The following is a 12,382-nucleotide window of genomic DNA, read 5'->3' on the forward strand; positions in this document are numbered from 1 at the left end:
GGTGGTAGGAGCCGGGCGGCATGTTGAGGGTGAACGACGCAGACCCGCAGCCGCCGTCAGCCAGCGTCTCCCACGTCGGGGGAGTGTGGCCGCGCGGGCTGATGTGGGTCGCCTCGTAGCCGCCGATCCGCAGCGAGTAGCAGCCCATCAGGACGCCGCGTGGGTGTGCCAGCGGGCATAGTGCTCGATGGTCACATCCGGGTAGGAAGCATTCGCAGAGGCCACGAACACGGACACCAGATCCGGGGTCAGGATCAGGTTGCCCCGTGCTGCGAGCGGCGGGAAGTAGGCGTCCGACCGGTCAGCCTCAGTGCCCGTCCACTCGCGGGTCGCGCCAGTGGTCAGGCTCGGAGTGTCGAGCCACACGTGCTCCTGGGCTTCGGAGATGACCGTCAAGGAACTCTCCTCACCCACGCGGAAGACCCACGCCTCGTCCATCGTCAAGGTTGCGGCCGACCCGACGTCCTGCTGAATCTGGATCTGCGTGATGCCCGCGTTGTGCACGCCCACGGGGAGCCGCACAATGCCGAGTGGCACGAAGTCGTAGGGACCAGCGGCGCCGAAGTTGTGCAGCGTCGAGTCGCTGTAGAGCTCGGAGTGGACCGAACCATCCGGCGCCAAGGTGCGCACGGTCCAGAAGATCCGGGTCGCACCCACGGCACTGCTGCTGATGAATCCGGCCAGCAGGTAGTCGTCCTCGGGTGTCGCACTCGTCGGGACGCGCGCCTCGAACGGGTTGGGCTTCAACGGCTCGCGGGCACCAGACAACTTCGTCGAGTCCGTCGTGACCGTGTTACCAGCCGTGCGCCAACGACGCAGCGGAGGAGAGTAGCCGCTGCCCTCTTCGGGGCCGATGTGGACGATCGTCGCGCCAAGGACGGGCGACGCCGTGCCAGTTGATGCGACGTGGACGCTGCCCGTGGTGCGCTGCGTGCCCGAGATGGGGATGATGCGCGACACCTGGCGCTCCGTCGCGCCGGGGGGGATGTTCGACTTTGTGAGGTCGAAGACATACATGCCGAGGTAGGGGTTGCCCGCCTTGCGGCTGTGCTTGAAATCAAGGCGGGACACGGTTCCAGCCGGCGCTAGCAGGGTGTATCGGATGCGACCCGAGGCGATGGACCGAGTATCCAGCACCGCCAGATCCTCGCCATCCGCGAGCACGCTCAAGTTCTCCGTGGCCGGGTCGAAGTTCTTCTTGTCCACAATGAGGTACGGGGTTCCGGTGAAGTCGACGTCGCCGAGGCGCGTCATGGTCAGCGTGTCAGCGTCGCCATCCGGGTTGCTAAAGACGAACACTCCGACAGACCCGGCTTCCCAGGCGGTCGAGACGCCCTCGGGGACGCCGTCAACATCGGCCGACCAGCCCGTCGCCGAGTCGCACGTGTCGAACACGGTGACAATGGGGGAGCCGCCGACAGAGAGGGGCTCGGCGATGACGGGGTCCGCAGACCTGACGTGCGGGCTCGCCTCGATCGACAGACGCCATTCGCGGTAACAGGTCTGCTCGCCGCCGTCCTCGTAGATGACGGGAGTTGCCTCGATGGCCGTCGTCTCGAACACCGACGCCGGAGCGAAACCATCGCCAGGGTCGACCGTGAACTCGTTGAGGTCCTTGTTGATCTCACGAGCAAGGGCCGCCTCATGCTCAGCAAGCTCGAGCAGGTCGGTGCCCTCGATGCCCACGACCAGCGACATCTCGCGCGGCTCGTCGGTCAGGCTGGGCGCGCCGAGATCCGTGTCGCCGATCCGCACCGAGTACGGGTGGTCGGTCAGGGTCAGATCGCCCAAACGGTACTCGCGGAACAGCTCAGGCATCAGCGCTTCCCTCGGTTCTTCTTGTCGCGTTGGGCCTTGGCTGCGACCTGGTTGAGTTCCTTGCCGATGTCCGAGCCGAGGTAGTTGAGCTGCTTCGTGACCGTCGTCAGCAGGACGTTCGTCTGGTCGATGCGGTCACTGATCGGGTCGTTCGACGCGACGGCATTGCCGAGCTGGGCGCCGAGCGCGTTGACCTCGCCGAACAGAGACGCCGTGTCCATCGCGCCCGTCTGGCCCATGCCGGCGAGCTCGGTGATGAGCCCGCCATTGCCCGACGCGAACAACTGCGACAGGAAGCCGGGGTCGATGCCCCAGCCCTGGAGCGTCTTGAACGATGTGAGCAGGCTGGTCAGTCCGGCCTTCTTGCCCATGAGGTTGTCGATGAAGTTCTGGCCCACCGTGCGGCCGGCCACCGCGGCAGCGTCTCCGGTGGCAGCAACGGCTTCGGTCGCGGTGACTCCGAAGAGGTCGCCCGTGAAGGACTGCGCAACCGAATCTGCAAGCGACGCGAAGTCGCTCTTGAGGCCCTCGAGCGTGCCCTGAAGTCCGTCGCGAGTCTTCTTGAGCGCGTCGCCGATCTTGCCGAACGCCCCCTCCGCCGCGGAGAGCGCCTTCGGGGTGCCCTTCTCGATGCCCTTGGACACGAGGTCCATGAGCCGCTTGCCCGCGCCGCCGTTGTTCCAGTTCTTCAGCGGACCCCACTTGATCGGGGAGCCGGGGAGCATCCCCTTGATCTTGGAGAGGCCAGCCTGAACGGCGTTGATGGCGTCTTGGATCTTCGCGTTGATGCCCGCCGCGAGGCCCTGCATCAACTGGACGCCTGCGTTGTAGAGCGTGCTGCCGAGGTTGCCCACGGCGGAGACGATGCGGCCAGGGATGGCGTTGACGTAGGTGGTCACCTCGCCGAACTTCTTGACGATGCCGCGGGCCATGCCGTCGAGGAGCTCCATGCCGCGGGGGAACAGGGTGCGCGCGAGATTGCCGAGCGCCGACAGGATGCGGCCGGGGATGCTGCCGACGAAGCGGGTGGTGTTTGTCGTGGCCGTGCGAGCGCCCTTGCCCATCGCCTCGAAGGCGTCAAGAGCCCAGACGCCAATGCGGGTCTGGAGGGTCGAGAAGAAGTCGCCCACCTTGCCGGGGAGGCTCTTGATCGCACCGAGCACGCGGGAGATGAAGCCCGAGCCGGGGAGTGGGACCTTGTTGAAGCCGCGCCAGAACGTGCGCACGAGGTCGCCGCCGAACTTGGTGAACTTGCCACCGAGCTCATTGATCCACGTGAGGGCGCGAGCGATCAGGGGTCCGACGAATGGGATCTTGCTGATGATCTTGGTGACAGGTGCCAGCAACTTCGCGGGGGCGAACGCGATCGTCAGGATGCCCAGCAGGACCGAAACCCAGTGGTCGCCGATGCCGCGCATCAGGTTGCCGATGTCGAAGTTCAGGATGCCCGCTGCGAGACCGAGCAGCAGGGCGGGGACGTACTTGCCGATGCTGATACCCAGGCCAACCCAGTCGACCTTGGCGAACATCTTGCCGAGGGACTCACTAGCCTTGCCGGCGAGGCTGAGGAGGTTCTCGAGCGCGGTCGCCATCGCCTCGCCCAGCTTCTTGCCGAGGTCGCCAGCGTCGAGCTTGCCGAGGTCGATATTGCCGAGGGCGCCACCGATCTTCTTGGCGTTGTCGACCGCATCGCCGAGGCCATCCTTGAGGGACTGGGCGACGTCGCGGATCGTCTCGAAGGCGTTGATGACGACAGAGTTCTTCGACGCCTTGTCGTAGAAGTCCGTCACAGCGTCGCGAATGGTGGTGAACCATCCGGTCGCCGTGTCGATCGCGCCGGGCAAGTTGTCGACGAAGAACGTCAGCACATCATTGGCGACCGGGAGCAACTTGGAGCCGATGAGTTCCTGAAGGTTGCCGAACGCGACCTTGGCCTTCTCGGCGGGCGTAGTCATGGCCTCAGCGGCACCGCCGAACTGACGCTTGAGCTCGCCAAGGATGACCTTCTGGGCGCCCATCGTGTCGCCCGTCTCGACGAGCGCGGCGATGGTCTCCTTCTGGCCCTCGGTGAACGAGACGCCGACCCGCGACAGGGCGGTGATGCCCTTCACGGGGTCATTGAGCGCCTTGCCGAGCTGGATGGCGGACCCACTCGCATCCGTGCCCATCGCGGCGGACATGTCGACCATGAGGGACGACGTCTGACTAAAGATGTCGTTGCCCTTGCCGGCCTCGTCGCGGATGTTCCCGAACGTGAGGAGCAGGTTCTGCCCCGACTGGATCGCCTCGTCGTCGATGCCGGTCTTGTTCGACAGGGCCATCGCCAGGTTGCCGACCTGCTCGGCCGAGATGTTGGCAGCGTTGCCCATCTTCTCGATGACGTTCTCGGTACGCGACCCGACGACAGCGGCCTCGGTGGCCTCGGCGAGCGAGTCCCCGAGGAACGAGAAAGCCTTCGCGCCGAGAGCCAGGCCAGCACCAGCCGCGAAGAGCTTGCCGAAAGAGACGCCGCCCTTCTTGCCGGACTTGCTCAGGTCGCCCGAGATCTCGCCGTCGAGCTTCTTCCCGAAGCCCTTTGCCGAGGGCATGAGCGAGACAAATGCGCTGGCAACCTCGGCCATGCCGTCACCTGCCTTACTGTGTGGAGATGGAATGGCTCGGTGACTATCTGGAGTTCTGCCTCAGCAATGGCCTCGGCGGCCTCGTGCTGCTAGCGCTCAGTGGCTTTGTGGCGCTAGTGGTGATCGCGGCCCTGCTGTCGGGCATCACGAAGGCGGGCCAAGCGTTCGCGCGCGGGTGGAATGGCGCGCGCTAGACGGGCAGGTTGTGGCCTAGCCCATTCAGGATCTCGACCACCTGCGAACGGGTGCGCCCACCCGTGTCGCCCCAGTGTTGCGACGCACTCTTGGGCTTGATTGGCCGCGGGTACGACTTCCACTTCTTGCCAGCCTTCGACGAGCCTTGCACGTCAAGCAGGTCGGCGATCATCCAGCCGAGCCGCTCGAGCGGGTAGTCCCACCCTTCGATCGACGCGGCTAGTTGTGAGGAAGGGTCGAGGCGAAGGGTGCGAGCGTGTCGCACGGCCTCACCCCAAGTCATCCCCTCGCCAATGACGGTCAGCGGGAGGTGGAATCGGGTGCGCCAGTCGTACTCAAGAGCGGCGCGGTGCTCCTCGATCAGATCGAGGAGCCTCAGGATTCCCCCAGGCTCGCGCCGTCCCCATCACCGTGCTCACCCCAGCCCTTGAGAACTTCGAGCATGTCACCCTGCGACATGTCGTAGAGGGCGTCGAGAGCCTTGGGGTTCGGCTTCGCGTACTCGAGGATCTTGAGCATGTAGCCGACCTGACCGGCCTCACCACCCAGTGCGGCGTCGCGCAGGTCGCGGCCAGTCAGGCTCTTACGACCGACCTCCAGCGGCGGGAGGGTGTGCTTCTTGCCGTCGCTGCCGGTGAACTTGAACGGCTCGCCCTTGGCGGGCTTGTGGTCTTCGGGCTGGTTGGGCATGGCAGAACCTTTCGTTGCGCGGATGGTTGGTTCAATTAGCGCGCCCCCAGGGATCTGTTGTCCCTGCGTTTGCGCAGTGGGGTCGAGAGGGCCTTCTCCACTGACCAGTGGCACTTGTCGAGCCGGTCCCTAATAACCGGGGCGGGGACCCCGATTTCTTGGCTCCACTCTCGTACTGAAAGGGTGCGGCCGTCGAAAGTCAGCGCCCGGGTCCTGGAGTCTGAGGCGTCGGCAATCGCAGCCGGCCTTCTATTGAAGGCCTGTTCAGACTGGGTCGCCCATCGGCAGTTTTCCGGCGAGTAGGGGCCGTCATTGTCGATCCGGTCCAGCGTCATCCCCGGCGGTCGCGGCCCCATGTCTTCGGCGAATGCGTCAAGAGATGTGAGCCATCGCTCGCAGACGAAGATTCCACGACCGCCATAGTCTGCGTAGTGCCCGATATTAGGGTTGTAGCAGCGCTGCTTCATGTTGTGCCAGGTGCTGAACAAGGGGTGTTTTGTCATGCCCCTAGTTTATCAAATTGCGCGGATAGGTGGAGCACCCCCGACCGCTCCGCGCGAACGGCCGGGGGTGGAATGTCAGGCGGTCTTGAGCGCCGTCATGAAGGACTTGAAGTTGTAGCCCTTGGTCGAGTCCAGCTCGCACTCGATGGTGACCTCGTAGCCGATGGCCTCCGTGTTGGCGAGGGTGATCTCACCGACCGAAGCGACAACGCCGCGGGGGACGTAGATGCGGATCAACTCGGCGCCGTCGATCACGTCGAGGACGTAGGAAGCGGCCTCGCGGACCTGCGACTTGAACTCGAAGGAGCCATCGGTGGCGGTCTGCGTCACGGTGGCGCCGAAGTAGGTCTCGATCGTGTCGAGGCTCGTCTCCACGAGGGTGCCGCTGATCGTGGGATTGTCCTCCGACGTCTGGCGCAGCGTGCGGACGGTCTGCCCGTTCTGCCACACCTTGATCGGGGTCGAGTCGCCCTCGTCATTCAGCGCCAGGGTGACGCCGTCCTCGCTGATGCCGCCGAGGTCGGTGAAGCCGGTCGCCGCAGCAGCAGCGGTGGTGGGTGCGGTCGCGGACAGCTCGCCCTTGGAGAGCGCGCCCGTGATGGCGACCCTCACCTTGGATGCGTCAACAGCCATGTCAATCTCCTATGTGGTGTGCGGCATGGCCGCGGGTGTGGTGCCGGCGCGGCGGCGATGGTGGGTGTTACTCGTCGTCCGGCTTGGCGGGCGTCTCTTCGCGGTGGGCTTGGTCTTCCAGCCCTGCGTCTCGTAGGTCGCGACCAGATCGGCCTCGACGCTGATCTCGAGCGCGGTGTCGGGGTGGGTCAGCTTGTAGGCCATCGGATCTCCTAGAGGACGGTGACTCGGTGTGTGGCTTCGATCAGCGCCAATCTCCGCGGCTGGCCACTGGGGTCCGCGACAGAGTTGGGGCCGGACAGGTGGACGACTCGCGTGCAGCCGTCAGCCCCGGGAGCCTCGAGCGCTAGGGCGATGACCAGGCGCGCGAGGTTCGTCGCGTCCTGTTCCGTCTTGGCCCACACGTCGAGGGCCACACGCGGGCGATCGAACACGCCGGAGACGTTGCCCCCGTCGCGGCGGACGACCACAAAGCGGTCGGGGCGAGTAGCGGGCACGACCCGATCGAACTTCACGCCTTGCGCGTAGGGTTCCGTTCGGCCAACCAGCGCACCTCGCAAGTAGACAATCCACCAGAGGTCCGCATCAATTGGCAGAGCGGCTACTGGCTGGAACATGGCTACCCCATTCGGCGCTCGGCACGGTATCGGCGAGCCCTCGCGGCTCCGCAGGCTCGGCACTCGCGCTTGTTGCGCTTCGTGTCTAGATAGAGGTTGTCGCCGCTAAGCGGGTGGCCGCTGTCGCAGTGGGTCTTCTTGGAGTTGGCATTGGCCCGACCGTGGAAGTGACCGCGGCGCCATGCGTCACCGATGTTCTCCACGCGGCCACCGACGTAGAGGTGTCTCGGGTTGCAGCACGGCGGATTGTCGCAGTGGTGGCAGGCTTCCTCGCGCCGCTCGGAGTCCCATCGCAGAGGCTCGCCGAGTGTCATGCCGAGCACCCAGCGGCTCGCCTGGAAGGTGTAGTGCTTGCCGTTTCGGCGCACTTGGAAGTTCCCATAGCCGCCCGGATTGCATCCGATTCGCCAGGGCCAGCACTCGTCTGGCCCTGCGCTCCGGTCGACGTGCGACCAGAAGCGGTCGAGCAGTCTGGTGTAGGAGTCAAGCTCTACGTCGTAGCGAGTCATCATGCAATCAGTCTACACGAATGTATTGACAGACGTAATGACGCCGTGCAATGATTCTCATATCAGCCGGAACCACCGGCCCAAGCAGCCGGGAGGCCGCCATGTTCGACAACCACAGCACCGCCAGCCTCCTGGAGGTCAACACCCAGTACCTGCGCGAGTACCGCGCCAACCCGACCGAGGGCAACCTGCTCGCCCTCAAGCAGACCGTGTGGGAGCTGGAAGCCCGGGGTGCGATGTGAGCGCCTCGGCGCTATGGCGCGGGATCAAGTGCCGCCATGAAGGGTGCGTTGAGTTTGGCATCTGCTTGGTCGGCTCGCCGGGGGCCGTGGCCGACAGGGGCCGTGATGGGAACGCTCACTGCGGGTGCGATGCCTGCACTCACACTCCGAACCAATCTTGCCGCCACGGCTGGCTCGCTACACACTGCCCGTGGCGGCACAATGAGAGGGCGCCGATGGGTGCCTGCGGGAAAGGTAAAACCAAGTGACTACTCCACCCGGCCTGACCGATGCAGACAGGGCCGATCTCCTTGAGCGCCTCGTGTCGTGGTTCGGCGGCGACGACCGGCAAGCGTTTCTCGTGTCCCATCTTGCGCCGCTGGTAGACCGGATCAAGGCCGATGGATACATAGCGGGAGTGGCGGCGGGCGTCGAGGTTCGCGCCTCGGAGTTCCTGCAGGCCGCGCTTGAGATGGCGCGCAAGGCCGACCAAGCAGAACGGAGAGCGGAGGAAGCCGAGTTCCACGTCGAGCAACTGCGAGACGCGCGCGATAGCGCCGAGCGAAGGATCGAGCGCGCCGAGCGGGGCGCGGAGGGCGGTTGCATTCACGTCGACTGTGTGTTGCTTCCGACTAGGCCGCCGACGTACAGGTGTGGGGAGTGTGGTGCCACCTTCGACCATCGGCCGGAATGGGTGAAGGTCGCCGAAGGCGAGCAAGGCGCCGGGGATGACACGTGGAAGGTCGCCGTCTACCAAGAGACGGCGCAGGCACGCTGCGAGTGGTGCGGCCAAGCCGGTGGTCACGAGAATGGTTGCCGCCTCGGGCTCGGTCCCGATGAGCGAGGCGCGCACCGGACTGACTGCAACTGCGTTCCTCCCTACGCGGATTGCAGACACCCATCCTGCGATTGCACCGAGTGCGTGTACGACTGTCCGGGTGCCTGCGGTGATCACCAGTGGATCGACCGCCCCGAGTCCGACACCAGAGAGTGCCTCATCTGCGGGACCGAGGTGGCTGGCTAATGGCCCCCGCGAAGCCAAACATGGTCATGCGCTCCCTGCGCGTTCCTGAGAAGTTGTGGGAGGCGGCGAAGGCCAAGGCCGACGAACGTCAGGAGAACATCTCCGACGTTCTACGTGAGGCGCTGGAGCGGTACGTCAAGCGTAGGTGATCCGGTCGCGTCGGGTGGGCGGAACTGCGCGGTCGAAGTAGACGCCACTCGCGTAGGACTCGCTGCGGTCGACAAGTGCGCCGCGGAGGTACACGATCCACCACAGGTCGGCGTCGATGGGCTGGGCAGCAATGGGCTGGAGGGTCATCGGCCGGCGTCCAATGCTCGGGCGAGGTTGCCCGTGTTGGCTTCCACGATCCAGTCGTGGTCAGTGCCGCCCGAGACGCGCACCACGGCGCGGTCGGTGGTGTCTTGGATGATGTGGAGCTCGTCGCGGTACTCGCCCGACTTGACGGGAGCGGACGACTTCGCTGCCGACAGCACTCGCTCGGCGCGGGAGGTGAGGTCGGCGCGCACGCCAGCGGACTTGAGGACTTCGCCAACGCCCTTGTAGTTCATCTTGACGGAACGCACCATGTCATCCCTCCGTCTTGAATGCCTGCACGACGACGCCAGCGCCAAGCCAATCGGCGGGCTGACCTTGGACGGGGTACTCGACATCACGGACCCGGACGCGGTTCTGGGGGCCGATTGGATCGCCAGCGGGCAGGTACAGCGTCCATCCGCTCACGACGGCGTTGCGGGCATCCTGTACAGGCTCAGACGATGGGCGAGGCTCGGCGGGGGCGATCGTGGTGACGGCCCGCTCGGTTGGGGCCGACCAGTCCTCGACCGTCTCCTGCGAGTAGGGGTCGGTGATTGTGCCAGCGGTCAGCACTACGACGATCTCGCCGCGCATCAGGGCCGCGCCTGGATGCGGTATCGGTCCAGTGCTGCGCGGTCGGGGTCCATCGTGGCGTCGGTGAACGTCTCGGAGAATGGTCCGCGAGCCCATGACTTGAGGCGACGGCGACCCTCGATGCCATCCGCAGCGATGGACGAGACCGCCTGCGCGATGTCTGCGGGAGTCTCGGCGTAGCCGTGCGTGAAGGTGACCTCATAGTCGCCAGCACCGAACGCATACCCGGTGACGACGCCGTTCGACTTCCACTTTACGTGCGTCAGGTCGAGCGTCACGTCGTCGCGGACGATCGACGTCACATCGGTCAGCCGAAGGGTTGGGAGCAGGAGTGTTGCCCCCAACCCTTCGACCGTGACCGTCTCGGTGACCTCGGGGGCGATATGCCACCCGCAGTAAGACCGAACCTCCTGGCTCGCCGCGGCGATGAGTGCGACCGGGTCGCCACTCTGGATCTCGTCGTGCTCGGCGGGCGTCAGCAGAGGCTCGGCCATTGGGTCACCCCTTCTTGTCAGACGCGGTGCGCGCCTTGTTCTTCGGAGCCGGGGCCGCCTTCTCCTCGGTCGCACCCTTCGGCGCGTCCTCGGGTCGGTAGCGAACCCCGTCGACCACGACCATCCTCACGGCGTCAGCCATGTCGATCAGAGCGCGGTCAGGTCAGCGACGACGACCTCACGCGGGGCGTAGAAGAGCTGGAGCCCGCGAAGCTCGGCGCGGACGTACACCATGTTGCGCTGGGCGTAGTCCTTGTGCTGGTTGAAGGCCACGACCGAGAGCGGCTCGCGCTCGAGGAAGTGGACCGACTTGAAGTTGCCCACGAGGGCAGTGCCGGCCGCGACGCGGGTCGACGCGACGAGCGGAACGCCGAACGGGGTCGGAGTCACGCCCTGAGCGAGGGGGTTGCCCAGCGCCCACTGGTCGCCGTTCTTCATCAGGCGCAGGTTCCACACGTCGGCCGGGTTCATCACGATGGCCTGCGGGTCAGCCTGGACGGCCTCGACCTTGCCGAGCGCCCGAGCGATCGTCGTGATGACGTCGGTGTCGAACGCCTGCGACTGAACGCCGGTCGTGGTGAGGATGCCCTGCGGCTGGGTGCCGGCGCCCGTGCCGTTCAGCAGCTTGTCGACGACCACGTTGCGCACGTGGTAACGGATGCGCTGCTCCATGTAGGCAGCCAGCGCGCCGTCGTCGGCGAGCGTCTGGTTGGTGATGTCGAAACCGTCAGCGTAGGTGAACGCCTTGGCCTCGGACAGGTCGGTCGTCACGTCGGACAGCGGCTTGAGGTCACCCTCGGCCACGATCGCGGCATTGTCCGTCTCGGAGACGATCTGCGCGTACTCGATGTACGAGGCGTCGGTCGACCCGGTAGTGATGAGGTCGAGGAACGACAGGCCCTCGTCGAGGATCTCCGAGCGGTAACCGGGCTGGCGGACGGCGCCGTTCTGGCCGGTCTGGGTGGTGAGGGTGGCCTTGGTGCCGATGCCCAGGTCGGCCGCGTGGCCGAGCTCCTTGACCTCGATGCGAAGCGGGGTGCCCGAGCCGACGCCGGACGGGTGCGCCTTGCGGAACTGCTGCATGGCGGGGGACTTCACGAATGCGTCGCCGACGCCGCCCATCGGGTCGAACTGAGCGGCGGGCTCCTCGTCGACCGTCTTGACGGACGCGAGGCGGCCGATCAGGGCGGAGGACTTCTGGGCCTTCTCGATCTTCTCGTCGAGCTCCGCGATCTCAGCCGTCTTGGCCTCGATCTCGGTCTGCTCGACGTCGGTCAGGTCGCGGTCCTCGGCCTTCGCCAGAGCCACGATGTCCTGTGCCGCCTTCAGGGCGGCGGCACGCTGCGTCTTGAGGTTCACGGTGAACCCCTTTCTCACTCGTTGTCGAGTGCGAGTAGTGACAGGTGTGTCGCCCAGGTGTTGACGGACGGGCCGGACTTGGGCTCCTCGTCGGACACGGTCGACTTGGCCTCAATGGGCTCCTCGTCGATGGCGTCGGACTTGGCCTCGGTCGTGCCGCTGGCCTTCTCCTGGTCGTCGTCCTGGCCGATGGCGGCGAGGACGTTCCCGATGGCTTCGTGCGCTTTGCGCAGTTCGCCTTCGTTCTTGGCCGAGATGGCTCGGCCGGCCTTGGTGCCGGAGAGCAGCGCGTCGGCAGCGCTCTTCACGGCGAGAACTTCGGTCTCCTGATTGGCGCCGATCGTCACGACCGACACCTCATAGAGCTTGAGCTTGCGGAGCTCGTAGTAGGACTCCTTGGCGCCGTCGGACTTCTCGCGCTGGGCGTCGCCGCCCTCGAGCACGTCATAGGCGAAGGACATCTGGTTGACCCGGCGACCCTTGAGCATCCGATAGGTCTGCATCGCCTTCGGGTTCTCGAGGTCGAGCTGCGCTGTGACGAGCAGGCCCTTGTCGTCCTCGACCGCGCTCATTACGTGGCCGATGTTGTAGTCGGGGTCACTCATGTTGTGGCCGAAGAGAAGGGGGATCGGGTTGCCCGAGTCCTCCCACGCCTTGAGGTCATCGGCGAATGCGCCGGGGGTCACGACGTCGCCGTAAGAGTCGACGTTGCCGAACACGCTGGCGTAGGCCGAGAACTGGCCCTCGCCGAGCCCATCATCGGGACCGGCCTTCACCCGAACGGGCATGTCCTTGAGCAGCATGGAAGCC

General features: G+C 65.7%; 19 protein-coding genes. 3 read left to right on the plus strand and 16 right to left on the minus strand.

Going from position 1 to position 12,382, the window contains the following annotated elements; translation table 11 throughout:
* Positions 1-147: 147 nt before the first annotated feature.
* On the minus strand, positions 148-1,818 hold the full coding sequence (locus tag DAE25_RS22095; protein WP_107768432.1) for a hypothetical protein: 1,671 nt from the start codon (positions 1,816-1,818) through the stop codon (positions 148-150).
* Positions 1,818-4,439, minus strand: coding sequence for a hypothetical protein (locus DAE25_RS22100; RefSeq protein ID WP_159083899.1), 2,622 nt, complete (start codon positions 4,437-4,439; stop codon positions 1,818-1,820). Before DAE25_RS22100 ends, DAE25_RS22095 begins: the two co-directional genes overlap by 1 nt.
* A 26-nt stretch (positions 4,440-4,465) precedes the next feature.
* Between DAE25_RS22100 and DAE25_RS23335 the strand changes: the two genes are divergently transcribed.
* Positions 4,466-4,633: a hypothetical protein gene (locus DAE25_RS23335; protein ID WP_159083900.1), complete on the plus strand. Its 168-nt coding sequence runs from the start codon at positions 4,466-4,468 to the stop codon at positions 4,631-4,633.
* Here DAE25_RS23335 and DAE25_RS22105 read toward each other — a convergent pair.
* The 6 genes from DAE25_RS22105 to DAE25_RS23340 form a co-directional block, all read right to left on the minus strand.
* Positions 4,630-4,899: a hypothetical protein gene (locus DAE25_RS22105; protein WP_159083901.1), complete on the minus strand. Its 270-nt coding sequence runs from the start codon at positions 4,897-4,899 to the stop codon at positions 4,630-4,632. The two genes, DAE25_RS23335 and DAE25_RS22105, sit on opposite strands and share 4 nt — an antisense overlap.
* A gap of 110 nt (positions 4,900-5,009) precedes the next feature.
* On the minus strand, positions 5,010-5,324 hold the full coding sequence (locus DAE25_RS22110; protein ID WP_107768438.1) for a hypothetical protein: 315 nt from the start codon (positions 5,322-5,324) through the stop codon (positions 5,010-5,012).
* A 578-nt stretch (positions 5,325-5,902) separates the two neighbouring features.
* Entirely contained in the window at positions 5,903-6,460 is a 558-nt protein-coding gene (locus DAE25_RS22115; protein ID WP_159083902.1) for a phage tail tube protein, read from the minus strand.
* A gap of 9 nt (positions 6,461-6,469) precedes the next feature.
* Complete coding sequence (locus DAE25_RS22120) at positions 6,470-6,664, minus strand: hypothetical protein (protein ID WP_107768442.1); 195 nt, start codon at positions 6,662-6,664, stop codon at positions 6,470-6,472.
* An 8-nt stretch (positions 6,665-6,672) separates the two neighbouring features.
* Entirely contained in the window at positions 6,673-7,077 is a 405-nt protein-coding gene (locus DAE25_RS22125; protein ID WP_159083903.1) for a hypothetical protein, read from the minus strand.
* A gap of 2 nt (positions 7,078-7,079) precedes the next feature.
* On the minus strand, positions 7,080-7,589 hold the full coding sequence (locus DAE25_RS23340) for a hypothetical protein (RefSeq protein WP_159083904.1): 510 nt from the start codon (positions 7,587-7,589) through the stop codon (positions 7,080-7,082).
* Positions 7,590-7,687: 98 nt separating this feature from the next.
* On the opposite strand from DAE25_RS23340, the gene DAE25_RS23345 reads away from it, so the two are divergent.
* The gene (locus DAE25_RS23345) at positions 7,688-7,828 is read left to right on the plus strand and encodes a hypothetical protein (protein ID WP_159083905.1); all 141 of its coding nucleotides are present in this window, start codon (positions 7,688-7,690) and stop codon (positions 7,826-7,828) included.
* A 139-nt stretch (positions 7,829-7,967) separates the two neighbouring features.
* On the opposite strand, the gene DAE25_RS23350 is transcribed toward DAE25_RS23345, so the two are convergent.
* On the minus strand, positions 7,968-8,417 hold the full coding sequence (locus tag DAE25_RS23350) for a hypothetical protein (protein ID WP_159083906.1): 450 nt from the start codon (positions 8,415-8,417) through the stop codon (positions 7,968-7,970).
* A 440-nt stretch (positions 8,418-8,857) separates the two neighbouring features.
* Here DAE25_RS23350 and DAE25_RS24310 point away from each other — a divergent pair, with 440 nt between their 5' ends.
* Positions 8,858-8,980 carry a ribbon-helix-helix protein, CopG family gene (locus DAE25_RS24310; RefSeq protein ID WP_407669419.1) on the plus strand — a complete coding sequence of 41 codons (123 nt, stop codon included), beginning with the start codon at positions 8,858-8,860 and terminating at the stop codon, positions 8,978-8,980.
* On the opposite strand, the gene DAE25_RS23355 is transcribed toward DAE25_RS24310, so the two are convergent.
* From DAE25_RS23355 to DAE25_RS22155, 7 genes are read right to left on the minus strand one after another with little or no spacing between them, the layout of a single operon-like run.
* Positions 8,967-9,128: a hypothetical protein gene (locus tag DAE25_RS23355; RefSeq protein WP_159083907.1), complete on the minus strand. Its 162-nt coding sequence runs from the start codon at positions 9,126-9,128 to the stop codon at positions 8,967-8,969. The two genes, DAE25_RS24310 and DAE25_RS23355, sit on opposite strands and share 14 nt — an antisense overlap.
* A complete protein-coding gene (locus DAE25_RS22135) occupies positions 9,125-9,397 on the minus strand; it encodes an HK97 gp10 family phage protein (protein WP_107768448.1) in 273 nt (90 codons plus the stop codon). Before DAE25_RS22135 ends, DAE25_RS23355 begins: the two co-directional genes overlap by 4 nt.
* Before the next feature lies 1 nt (position 9,398).
* Positions 9,399-9,719 (minus strand): hypothetical protein, encoded by a 321-nt coding sequence (locus DAE25_RS22140; RefSeq protein WP_107768450.1) that lies wholly within the window; start codon positions 9,717-9,719, stop codon positions 9,399-9,401.
* Entirely contained in the window at positions 9,719-10,213 is a 495-nt protein-coding gene (locus DAE25_RS22145; protein WP_107768452.1) for a hypothetical protein, read from the minus strand. Before DAE25_RS22145 ends, DAE25_RS22140 begins: the two co-directional genes overlap by 1 nt.
* 4 nt (positions 10,214-10,217) lie before the next feature.
* The gene (locus DAE25_RS23360; protein WP_159083908.1) at positions 10,218-10,355 is read right to left on the minus strand and encodes a hypothetical protein; all 138 of its coding nucleotides are present in this window, start codon (positions 10,353-10,355) and stop codon (positions 10,218-10,220) included.
* 5 nt (positions 10,356-10,360) lie between these two features.
* A complete protein-coding gene (locus DAE25_RS22150; RefSeq protein ID WP_159083909.1) occupies positions 10,361-11,572 on the minus strand; it encodes a phage major capsid protein in 1,212 nt (403 codons plus the stop codon).
* 14 nt (positions 11,573-11,586) lie between these two features.
* The gene (locus DAE25_RS22155; protein ID WP_107768456.1) at positions 11,587-12,375 is read right to left on the minus strand and encodes an HK97 family phage prohead protease; all 789 of its coding nucleotides are present in this window, start codon (positions 12,373-12,375) and stop codon (positions 11,587-11,589) included.
* Between the last annotated feature and the right edge of the window lie 7 nt (positions 12,376-12,382).

This window comes from Nocardioides terrigena, assembly GCF_003047265.1.
Taxonomy (GTDB): domain Bacteria; phylum Actinomycetota; class Actinomycetes; order Propionibacteriales; family Nocardioidaceae; genus Nocardioides; species Nocardioides terrigena.

Excerpts from the sequence above, each read along its gene's own strand:
- DAE25_RS22095 (WP_107768432.1), bottom strand. The coding sequence starts at position 1,818 with ATGCCTGAGCTGTTCCGCGAGTACCGTTTGGGCGATCTGACCCTGACC.
- DAE25_RS22100 (WP_159083899.1), bottom strand. The coding sequence starts at position 4,439 with ATGGCCGAGGTTGCCAGCGCATTTGTCTCGCTCATGCCCTCGGCAAAG.
- DAE25_RS23335 (WP_159083900.1), top strand. The coding sequence starts at position 4,466 with ATGGAATGGCTCGGTGACTATCTGGAGTTCTGCCTCAGCAATGGCCTC.
- DAE25_RS22110 (WP_107768438.1), bottom strand. The coding sequence starts at position 5,324 with ATGCCCAACCAGCCCGAAGACCACAAGCCCGCCAAGGGCGAGCCGTTC.
- DAE25_RS22115 (WP_159083902.1), bottom strand. The coding sequence starts at position 6,460 with ATGGCTGTTGACGCATCCAAGGTGAGGGTCGCCATCACGGGCGCGCTC.
- DAE25_RS22120 (WP_107768442.1), bottom strand. The coding sequence starts at position 6,664 with ATGGCCTACAAGCTGACCCACCCCGACACCGCGCTCGAGATCAGCGTC.
- DAE25_RS22125 (WP_159083903.1), bottom strand. The coding sequence starts at position 7,077 with ATGTTCCAGCCAGTAGCCGCTCTGCCAATTGATGCGGACCTCTGGTGG.
- DAE25_RS23340 (WP_159083904.1), bottom strand. The coding sequence starts at position 7,589 with ATGATGACTCGCTACGACGTAGAGCTTGACTCCTACACCAGACTGCTC.
- DAE25_RS23345 (WP_159083905.1), top strand. The coding sequence starts at position 7,688 with ATGTTCGACAACCACAGCACCGCCAGCCTCCTGGAGGTCAACACCCAG.
- DAE25_RS24310 (WP_407669419.1), top strand. The coding sequence starts at position 8,858 with ATGCGCTCCCTGCGCGTTCCTGAGAAGTTGTGGGAGGCGGCGAAGGCC.
- DAE25_RS23355 (WP_159083907.1), bottom strand. The coding sequence starts at position 9,128 with ATGACCCTCCAGCCCATTGCTGCCCAGCCCATCGACGCCGACCTGTGG.
- DAE25_RS22135 (WP_107768448.1), bottom strand. The coding sequence starts at position 9,397 with ATGGTGCGTTCCGTCAAGATGAACTACAAGGGCGTTGGCGAAGTCCTC.
- DAE25_RS22140 (WP_107768450.1), bottom strand. The coding sequence starts at position 9,719 with ATGCGCGGCGAGATCGTCGTAGTGCTGACCGCTGGCACAATCACCGAC.
- DAE25_RS22145 (WP_107768452.1), bottom strand. The coding sequence starts at position 10,213 with ATGGCCGAGCCTCTGCTGACGCCCGCCGAGCACGACGAGATCCAGAGT.
- DAE25_RS23360 (WP_159083908.1), bottom strand. The coding sequence starts at position 10,355 with ATGGCTGACGCCGTGAGGATGGTCGTGGTCGACGGGGTTCGCTACCGA.
- DAE25_RS22155 (WP_107768456.1), bottom strand. The coding sequence starts at position 12,375 with ATGCTGCTCAAGGACATGCCCGTTCGGGTGAAGGCCGGTCCCGATGAT.